Source organism: Diplocloster hominis (genome assembly GCF_032380655.1).
GTDB classification, from domain to species: Bacteria; Bacillota; Clostridia; order Lachnospirales; family Lachnospiraceae; genus Diplocloster; species Diplocloster hominis.
Genome location: NZ_JAWDIY010000068.1, coordinates 1 through 9,369, shown reverse-complemented (window position 1 = coordinate 9,369; position 9,369 = coordinate 1). Strand labels below are relative to the sequence as shown.

Annotated in this window: 7 protein-coding genes; 6 read left to right on the top strand and 1 reads right to left on the bottom strand. The window is 48.9% G+C overall.

The genetic code is table 11. The annotated features are described in order from the left end of the window. Positions 1–348: 348 nt before the first annotated feature. Positions 349–2,040 carry a MutS-related protein gene (locus tag ABC831_RS26070; RefSeq protein WP_343251000.1) on the top strand — a complete coding sequence of 564 codons (1,692 nt, stop codon included), beginning with the start codon at positions 349–351 and terminating at the stop codon, positions 2,038–2,040. A 61-nt stretch (positions 2,041–2,101) separates the two neighbouring features. On the opposite strand, the gene ABC831_RS26065 is transcribed toward ABC831_RS26070, so the two are convergent. Continuing rightward, positions 2,102–2,926 (bottom strand): polysaccharide deacetylase family protein, encoded by an 825-nt coding sequence (locus tag ABC831_RS26065; RefSeq protein WP_343250999.1) that lies wholly within the window; start codon positions 2,924–2,926, stop codon positions 2,102–2,104. 301 nt (positions 2,927–3,227) lie between these two features. On the opposite strand from ABC831_RS26065, the gene ABC831_RS26060 reads away from it, so the two are divergent. The 5 genes from ABC831_RS26060 (at position 3,228) to ABC831_RS26040 (ending at position 9,002) form a co-directional block, all read left to right on the top strand. Then, positions 3,228–4,523, top strand: coding sequence for a 5-bromo-4-chloroindolyl phosphate hydrolysis family protein (locus ABC831_RS26060; protein WP_343250998.1), 1,296 nt, complete (start codon positions 3,228–3,230; stop codon positions 4,521–4,523). A gap of 42 nt (positions 4,524–4,565) precedes the next feature. Next, positions 4,566–5,711, top strand: a complete 1,146-nt coding sequence (locus ABC831_RS26055) for a toxic anion resistance protein (protein ID WP_343250997.1) — start codon at positions 4,566–4,568, stop codon at positions 5,709–5,711. A 1,235-nt stretch (positions 5,712–6,946) separates the two neighbouring features. Next, entirely contained in the window at positions 6,947–7,423 is a 477-nt protein-coding gene (gene rnhA, locus ABC831_RS26050; RefSeq protein WP_343251002.1) for a ribonuclease HI, read from the top strand. A gap of 35 nt (positions 7,424–7,458) precedes the next feature. Then, the gene (gene queA, locus ABC831_RS26045; protein WP_343251001.1) at positions 7,459–8,484 is read left to right on the top strand and encodes a tRNA preQ1(34) S-adenosylmethionine ribosyltransferase-isomerase QueA; all 1,026 of its coding nucleotides are present in this window, start codon (positions 7,459–7,461) and stop codon (positions 8,482–8,484) included. 128 nt (positions 8,485–8,612) lie between these two features. Then, the gene (locus ABC831_RS26040) at positions 8,613–9,002 is read left to right on the top strand and encodes an NADPH-dependent FMN reductase family protein (protein ID WP_343250996.1); all 390 of its coding nucleotides are present in this window, start codon (positions 8,613–8,615) and stop codon (positions 9,000–9,002) included. Positions 9,003–9,369: the final 367 nt, after the last annotated feature.

Below are 9,369 nucleotides of genomic sequence, written 5' to 3'. Positions count from 1 at the left end.
CAGGATGCACGGCGGACTTCACGTCCGACGGGCAAGGGCCACTGAACCGGGAACGCATCATGCGTTCCTGGTGAATTGGCCCGGTTCCTGAATCTGCGGCCTGGATTTCACTTAGCAGCTGCCAGCGGACAGCCCTCCGCCCGCCAACGGACAGGAGCCCGCCCCGCCCCGCGTCCCAAAACAGGAGCCCCCGCCCCCCAGGTTTCTTCCCGGCCCTAAGTCAAAGTTACCCCATAGTTAGCGTTCATTTCGAATGATAAGCTTGACATGAATTTGAGATGAGCGTATTATTGTATTATTAAAATAGTACAGTGATGCTGGTACTTAGAAATGACAGGAGTTGGTCATATGAATGAATATTGGTTTGTGGCAATTGCAGTGGGAGCCGTGCTGCTGATCGTGTTCCTGAAATTATTTTATGACAGGATCAACTGGGAACGGAAAAGGGAGAGGAAGATCGCGCTCAGCTGGGGGAAACAGCCGGAGCAGGAATATACGGCGGAGGAGTTTGACAGTATATCTCATTTTTGCAGGCGCCGGCATGACGGGGTGACAGGGATCGATGACATTACCTGGAATGATCTGGATATGGATGAGGTGTTTATGCTGGTAAACCATACCTGGTCTTCGCCGGGACAGGAATGTCTCTATGATATGATGAGGACGCCTGTTTATGAGAAGTCGGTGCTGGAAGAAAGGGAGAGGCTGATCTCTTATTTCGCGTCCCACGAGAGCGAACGGCGATCCGTGGAGAAGATTTACGCGAAGATGGGCCGGGTCAAGGGGGTGTCGCTGGCGGATTATATCTATTGGCTTGCGGATCTGACCGAGATGAAGCTTGTGCCGCATATTATTATGGCAGTGCTCGCCCTGGCAGGTATCGTGTCCATTTTTGTCGCGCCGGCCCAGGGAATTATATTTTTTATTGTGGTTATGTGCGTGAATATCATGAATTATTTTTCCCGGAAGAAAGAGATTGAGCCGTATATCAGCGCTTTCGCGTTTATTATTAAAATGATGGATACGGCGAAAGAACTGGAGAAGTTAAATATCAGGGAGATTGAGAAATATCAGGCGGAGATGAAGAAAACGTCCAGACAGTTTAACAAATTCCGGAAGAATTCTTTTCTGGTGCTGGCCGGACAGGGTGGGATGAATGAGGATCCGCTGGCTATGATTCTGGATTATATCCGTATGGTTTTCCATGTGGATCTGATTAAATTTAACTGGATGCTCAAAGAAGTGAAGCTGCATTTAAAGGATGCGGAGCTGTTTATCGAGCAGATCGGAATGCTGGAAAGCATGATCGCCATCGCTAATTTCAGGGAAATGATGCCGTATGTGTGCCTGCCTGAACTTCTACAGGGAGAGAACGTCCGCCTGGAGGCGGAAAATATCTATCATCCGCTGGTGGAGCATGCGGTGGCCAGTACCATACAGGCCAAACGGGGAGTTCTTCTCACCGGCTCCAACGCATCCGGTAAATCTACATTTTTAAAAACTATCGCCATCAATGCGATTCTGGCCCAGACGATCCATACGGCGCTGGCTGACCGCTATCAGGGGAATTATTTCCGTATCTATTCTTCAATGGCGTTAAAGGATAATCTGATGGGGCAGGAGAGCTATTTTATAGTAGAAATTAAATCCCTGAAGCGGATTCTGGACGCAGTGGACAAAGAACATCCGGTTTTGTGTTTTGTGGATGAGGTGCTTAGAGGGACCAATACGGTGGAGCGGATCGCCGCATCCTCCGAGATACTGAAAAGTTTGAATGACGCGGGTGTGCTCTGCTTTGCAGCTACCCATGATATTGAGCTGACGTATATTCTGGAGAATTCCTATGATAACTATCATTTCAGAGAAGAAATTAAGGATCAGGACATTTTGTTTGATTACTGCCTCCGTGAGGGCCGGGCGACCTCAAGAAATGCAATCCGCCTGCTTGGTCTGATCGGTTACGATGAGGAGATTATCAATAAGGCGGAAAACATGGCCACCCGGTTTGCGGAGGAAGGCGTTTGGGCTTTGAGCGAGTAGGTTTTACTTTGGTAAAGCAAATAATGCAATAATAGAGAGCAAATCACAACGCAAGTTGAAATCAGGAGCCGCTTACGAGCTGATCCAGGGTTTTGAAGGTATAGCCCATCTCTTCCCATTTGGTCAGCAGTTCATCCAGGATCTCTCCGTTGGTTTTGGAAGTGCTGTGCAGTAAGACGACGGCTCCGGGATGGATGCGGCCCAGAAGCTTGTCAAAGGCCTCATCCTTCGTGGGCTGTTTATCCTGATACCAGTCTACATAGGCCAGACTCCAGAAGAAGGTCTTATAACCCAGTTCCTGCGCCATTTTTAGGTTGGCTTCACTGTATTTCCCCTGAGGCGGGCGGTAGTATTTGGTCATGGGCTGGCCGATCGTCTCCTGGTACAGGGTTTCGATATCCCCTAACTCCTTGGAAAAAGCGTCCATTGTGGAGATCTTGGACATATCCGGATGGTTGTATGTATGATTGCCCACGATATGTCCTTCCGCGACCATTCGTTTTACCAGGTCCGGGCTGGTGGACAGAAAATTGCCGACCACGAAGAACGTGGCGTGGGCATTGTGCTTCTTCAGGGCATCCAGAATAGGCGCGGTATTGCCATTTTCATATCCGCAGTCAAAGGTCAGATACAGAACTTTGTCGGTTGTATTCTCCGCATAATATGCGTCGTATTGTTTTAACTCATCGAACGTGGCGTTAGCCACCGGCGGCTGTCCTTCCTCCTGGAAGCTTAACCCCCAGCTGCCCTCGGCGGCGGTCGGTATGGCTTCCGGCTGCATGTAATCCACAACCCGCCCGGCGATCTGACCTATGAAAAAGGCAGCGGCAAACAGCAGAGTTAATTTAAATAGGTTTTTATAAGGAATTTTTTTCAGGCTTTTCAACTTATCCCCCCGAATTCCATTTGTTTAAAATATATTGATAAATCCGTTTATTTATACCTGATTCCGCCGGCCGTATCCAACAGCGGGTATATTTTCCGTATATAAACCCGGTTCATAATTCCACTGAACGTGTTTTTCCACGCACAAATGTAGAGGTGAAAAAAATTTTTCACACTTCTGTTGCCCCCAAAAGGGAAACAAGCTATAATAGTACCAAAGATTTGCGGCTGATAAAAAAGGTTGACAGGAACCTTTTATCCGTACAATGAATGGCACGGCAATTGCGCCACTGGAGGTAAAAATGGACGACAGTTTTTCAAATATAAGCAGGGAGATAAATGAAGCGGTAGAACGGGTGCTGTCATCCGGGGCTGTGCATGAGTTGAAAGATACGATCAACACCGCTATGTCCCAGGCAAATAACGGAATTCGCCAGACGATGGACGATGTACGCAGACAGACACAGCAGACCATGGATGATGTCAAAAGACAGGGATATCAGACCAAAGAGAATTTCCGCCAAACCTACCAGAACTTTGATCCGTCAGAATTTCACTCGAACTATGCAAGAACCCGTAACCGGACGAGGCCGACACACCCTTACCGGGAGGACCGCAAGACTGGAAGCGTGACCTGGTCGAAGCCGCCAACCCAGCCGGCGGTCAGGTACCGTGAGCCGAAGGGGACAGCGAATATTGTCCTTGGAATCATTGGCTGCACATTTACCGGAGTCGCCTTTTTGGGGATGGTGCTGAATCTGATTCTGAACTTCAATCCTATAGGAATTCCGGCCGCTGTGATTTTCTTTTTGCTTCTGTCCGGCTGTGTATCCCTGATTGCCAGGGGCGGCGTGCAAAAGGGCCGGTTTGAACGGTTTACCAGATACCGCGCACTGATCCACGGCAGAACTTACTGTGAAATCTCGGAGTTAGCCGCTGCCACAGGGAAGACTTCAAAGGAGATTGTCAAAGATTTGAAAAAGATGATCCGGCTGCGTTTGTTCCCGGTCGGCTATCTGGACGAAAAAGAAACCTGTCTGATTCTGGATCAGGAAACCTACCACCAATATCTGGAGACCCAGGAACATATCAGGCAGATGCAGGAGGAAGAAAAACGCCGGAAAGAGAGGGAGGAAAAAGACCCTCAGGCGGCGCGTCTTCAGGAACTGCTGGACGAGGGAAAACATTATATCCGAAAAGTCAAGGAAATAAATGTCGCCCTGCCGGAAGAAGAAATCTCTCAGAAGCTGGATGAACTGGAGGAGATCACCTCGAAGATCTTCAGCTATGTGGAGCAGCATCCGGCCAAAGTGACCCAGATCCGCAAGTTCATGTGCTATTATCTGCCGACCACCCTGAAGCTTGTGGAGGCTTACCGGGATCTGGAAGATCACGGTATCCGGAGTGAAGAAGTGATCAATACGGAAAATGAAATCAAACAGGCGCTTGGAAACATCAACCTGGCTTTTAAGAACCTGTTAAAAGACCTGATGCAGGACGATCTGATGGACCTGTCGGCGGAGATCTCCACGCTGGAAGCCATGCTGGCCCAGGAGGGCCTGACCAGCGGCCGGGATTTTGACCGCAGTCTGCTATAATGAAGAATATGCTGTAAAACCGCAGCACTGGAGGAAATAAGAATGAGCGATACATTAAAAGAAATGCCGTCATTTACCCTGGAACTGGATACGGAACCCATACCCGCGGCTCCGCCGGTGGTAAAACAGGAACAAAAAGAGGAGCCGGTGCCGGCCGGAGTGGAAGATATGCCGCTGAACGAACAGGAGCAGAAAATGGTGGAGGACTTCATACCGAAGATCGATCTGAACAACTCCAACATGATCCTGCAATACGGTTCCGGAGCCCAGAAAAAAATAGCAGATTTCTCCCAGAACGTCCTGAACAACGTGCGGACCAAAGACCTGGGAGAGATCGGGGAAATGCTCTCCGGCGTGGTAAATGAACTGAAAAGCTTCGATGTGGAAGAGGAAAAAGGCCTGTTCGGCATCTTCAAACGCAGCTCCAATAAAATGGCAGCCATGAAATCCAAATATGACAAAGCCGAGGTAAACATCAACAAAATCTGTGATGTCCTGGAGCAGCACCAGAAAAACCTGTTAAAAGACACAGCCATGCTGGACCAGATGTACGAGCTGAATACCGTATACTTCAAAGAACTAAGCCTCTATATTATAGCCGGCAAAAAGAAACTTCAGCAGGTACACGACGTGGATCTGGCCAATCTCTTAGACCAGGCCAGCCGTTCCGGACTGCCGGAGGATGCGCAGGCGGCCAACGACCTGGCGAACCTCTGTGACCGATTCGAAAAGAAACTGCATGACCTGGAGCTGACCCGGATGATATCCATCCAAATGGCGCCCCAGATCCGACTGGTCCAGAATAACGATACGCTCATGTCCGACAAGATCCAGTCCACGCTGGTCAACACGATTCCCTTATGGAAGAGCCAGATGGTTCTGGCCCTGGGTGTGGAAAATTCAAGGCAGGCTGCCGCAGCCCAGCGTGAAGTCACCGAAATGACCAACGCTCTTCTCAGAAAGAACGCGGACACCTTAAAAACCGCCACCATAGACATCGCCAAAGAGTCGGAGCGTGGTATCGTAGATATCGAGACCCTGCAGCACACCAACGAAAGCCTGATCACCACCCTGGATGAAGTCATGCGAATCCAGGAAGAAGGCCGACAGAAACGGCGCGAGGCTGAAAAAGAGCTGGCCCGTCTGGAAGGTGAGTTAAAGCAGAAACTTCTTAGTATGAGGGCTTGATTTGCTGAGGACTGGGGGACTGGGGGGCCGGAGGGCCGGAGTGGACAGGAACAAGGGGGAACTTCAGGGAGGGGGGAACAAAAGGAACGGGTGCCGAATCGCTTCGGCCCTGCCTAAGAACGGGTAACTCCGAAGAGGACGAAACCTCTTATTCGCAGGACCCGGGGCAAACTCGCCAGAAAGCGGCTCAAACAGTGCCCCGGGTCCTGCGAGGTTTCGACCTCTTCTGCGTAACCCGTTCTAAGGCACGGCCTCAAGCGATTCGGCACCCGTTCCTTTTGTTCCCCCCTCCCTGAAGTTCCCCCTTGTTCCTGTCCACTCCTACTTTGGTGATGCCCCAGATTCATGTGCTGGCTGTTATGTATCGTATGGGCACATAAATATTATGTCGGTAAAATATCATAACTTTTTACTGGGATTCTTTTAGCGAAATAGTTGGCTATATTTATATAAGTTAATAAGTACATAAGCTTATAAGTACATAAGCCAATAAGTACATAATTCTATAAGTACATAAAGCAATAAGTTTATATACCTAGAAGTTCATAGGTGTTTAAGTTCATAGGCCTTTAAGTTTATAGACTTTTAAGTTCACAGGCCTTTTAGTTTATAGGTCTATAAGTTTATAGGTCTATAAGCTTATAAGTCAATAAGCTCATAAGTATTAATGTTTCTTAAAAGTCAATAAGTCTATAAGACTTAAATCAAAAAGATTGTATACACTGTACTCAAAGTACATTGAAATCCATCCACAGTTTCAAGAAAATATATTCAGAAGAGTGAATGGAATAGTTTTAGCTTTAAAATGGCGTAGGCTTTGCACATAGTATATGAGCTCTCACCAAAGAAGGAGAGGGAATCGGCGGGGGGCGGCACCGGGAGCGGGAGCCATTCGTAGCGGGCGCCAAATCGCTTGAGACCAGGCCTTAGAACGGGTTACGCAGATGGTGGGAGAACCTCGCAGGGCCTGGAACACTGTCCGAGCCGTACTCTGGCGAGTTTGTTCCAGGCCCTGCCAATAAGAGGTTCTCCCGCCATCGGAGTTACCCGTTCTTAGGTCTGGCCGAAGCGATTAGGCGCCCGCTACGAATGGCTCCCGCTCCCGGTGCCGCCCCCCGCCGATTCCCTCTCCGGCCCCTCGCAAAACTCTCCCCCCTCGCAGAAGAAAAGGGGCTTGAGAAGTAGAAGGCTTAATGATACAATCATGAAAGACGTTGGAAGAGGTGAATGAAGGAATGCATGTGGATATTTATACGGATGGATCGGCCAGGGGGAATCCGGATGGACCGGGAGGGTATGGTACGGTGATACATTTTCAGGATTCCCAGGGGAATCTGCATAAGAGGGAGTATAGCTGCGGGTATAAGAAGACTACGAATAACCGGATGGAGCTTATGGCGGCGATCGTGGGGCTGGAGGCTCTGACGAAATCCTGTACGGTGGATCTTTATTCGGATTCCAAGTATCTGGTGGACGCTTTTAATCAGAGGTGGATCGACAGCTGGCTGAAGAAGGGCTGGAAGCGCAGCGGTAATGAGCCGGTGAAGAATGTGGATCTGTGGAAAAGGCTTCTGAAGGCGATGGAGCCGCATGTGGTAAGATATATCTGGGTGAAGGGACATGATGGACATCCGGAGAATGAACGTTGTGATTTTTTGGCTACCAGTGCGGCGGATGGAGATAATTTAATGGAGGATGAAGTCTTGTGCTGAGTGCTGCACAGGATTTGATAAATGAGGAGATCATGATGCATTTAGATGAATTTGATTTTGATTTACCACAGGAACTGATCGCGCAGGACCCGCTGGAGGACCGTGCGGGCTCCAGGCTTCTGGTGCTGGATAAGGAGACGGGCGGGGTGGAACATCGGATGTTCCGGGATATCCTTTCTTTTTTGCACCCGGGAGACTGCCTGGTGATTAATGATACGAAAGTGATTCCGGCCAGATTGATGGGAAATAAGGTCGGGACGGAGGCAGGGATCGAAGTGCTCCTCCTGAAACGCAGGGAGAATGATGTCTGGGAGACCCTGGTGAAACCTGGGAAGAAGGCCCGGGTGGGAGCTGAGATTTCTTTTGGGGATGGGATTCTGACCGGTAAAGTGATAGGGGTGGAAGAGGAAGGGAACCGATTGATTCAGTTTTCTTATGAAGGGATTTTTGAGGAGATTCTGGATCAGCTGGGACAGATGCCTTTGCCGCCTTATATTACTCATGAGCTGAAGGATAAGAACCGTTATCAGACGGTCTATGCCAGGCATGAGGGATCTGCTGCCGCGCCCACCGCAGGACTTCATTTTACTACGGAATTGCTGGAACAGATAGAACGGGCGGGGGTTTCGATCGCACATGTGACGCTTCATGTGGGGCTGGGGACTTTCCGGCCGGTAAAGGTGGATAATATTCTGGAGCATCATATGCATTCGGAATTTTATCGGATCGAACAGGAAGAAGCGGATAAGATTAATGCGGCGAAAGCCGGAGGCGGTAAGGTTATCGCTGTGGGGACTACCAGCTGCAGAACGCTGGAATCCGCTGCTGATGAAAACGGATTGCTCAAGAGCGGCAGCGGGTGGACCGACATATTTATCTATCCGGGTTACCAGTTTAAGATCCTGGATGCTCTGATCACGAATTTCCATCTTCCGAAATCAACGCTGATCATGCTGGTTTCGGCGCTGGCCGGCAGGGAGAATGTGCTGCATGCCTATGAAGAGGCGGTACAGGAGCGGTATCGGTTCTTTTCGTTCGGGGATGCCATGCTGATTGTATAGAAAGAGATCCGTGAGGTTTCCAGGCTGGATTGCTGATGATGAATCTTCTTTTGATGATTACAGCAAGTGAAACGTAAAAAGAATGAAATGTCTGTATGAGGTACAGATTGGAGAAAGAGGGGGGTTACATGAAGATTTATTATTTCACCCGTACAGGGCGCAGTAAAAATATTGCAGAAATATTGGCAGCGCGGCAGGGCGTTTCGCCTTTTGCTATCTCAGATGGTAAACATTGGGGAGGCCCGGTCGGCTGGCTGAGAGCCGGTTATTCAGGTACGCGCGGTAAAAGTTTACCCGCTATATATGAAAAACCCAAAGCAGGAGAGGTGGTAGCCGTGGTGTTTCCGGTCTGGGCCGATAATTTTCCGCCCGCAGTGCGCACTTTTGTGCAACAGGTTGGACGCCAGAATATTATTGCGGTTCCTACTTCACTGGGAAGTACGTTAAAAGACCGGAAGGGCTTTCGGAAAGTGATTGATCTTGTAGGTAAGGAAATCAATGCGCCAGATGAACTGTGATCAAAACCTTCGATGAGCCTTCATGCTGATCGGGGGTTTTTTTGCCTACCGCTTAATTTCTATTGCCAAAATGCTATGTTTTTTTGTACAAACTGCTGAAATGTCCGGGGATTCTTTCCCATAACCTGTTCAAAAACGGGAGTGACTTTCTTTGCAGTTCCTAAGCGTGTCATTATATATAGCATTCCCATAACTGTACAATATTCTTTTTCCAAACCTCTGATTTTAATCAACCTTAGCAAGAAGTACCCCTCTTCTAAAGTGGGGGATGAATTGCGTCGCACACTACTTGATCAATATATAATGATATGTTATTATACAATCAGTCGAAACAGAAAGAAGCTGATTATACATGGAGTTAGACAAT